Below are 496 nucleotides of genomic sequence, written 5' to 3'. Positions count from 1 at the left end.
CCCGGCAACAGTCGCATTGTTGCGGCCTGGTTTCCGGCGCAGGAAAGGGGAACGGCGGTGTCGATTTTTAACTCCGCTCAATACTTCGCAACGGTGATCTTCGCGCCGATTATGGGCTGGCTGACGCATGAAGTGGGCTGGTCACACGTCTTCTTCTTTATGGGCGGTCTGGGGATTGTCATCAGCTTTATCTGGTTGAAAGTCATCCACGAGCCAAATAAACATCCGGGGGTAAATAAGAAAGAGCTGGAGTACATCGCCGCGGGTGGTGCGCTGATCAATATGGATCAGCAAAACACCAAAGTTAAAGTGCCGTTCAGCGTGAAGTGGGGGCAGATCAAACAGCTGCTAGGGTCACGGATGATGATCGGCGTTTATATCGGTCAGTACTGTATCAACGCCCTGACTTACTTCTTTATTACCTGGTTCCCGGTTTATCTGGTGCAGGCACGCGGGATGTCGATTCTGAAAGCGGGCTTTGTGGCTTCCGTTCCGG

1 pseudogene is annotated in these 496 nt (G+C 52.6%); it reads left to right on the top strand.

What is annotated here, in order from left to right:
* Nucleotides 1-496, top strand: a pseudogene (gudP, locus tag K0039_RS25025) (galactarate/glucarate/glycerate transporter GudP); the annotation flags it as partial.

The organism is Terrisporobacter mayombei (genome assembly GCF_020748465.1).
GTDB classification, from domain to species: domain Bacteria; phylum Bacillota; class Clostridia; order Peptostreptococcales; family Peptostreptococcaceae; genus Terrisporobacter; species Terrisporobacter mayombei.
The sequence above is the reverse complement of the archived record's forward strand: the minus strand, read 5'-3'. Positions and strand labels throughout refer to the sequence as shown.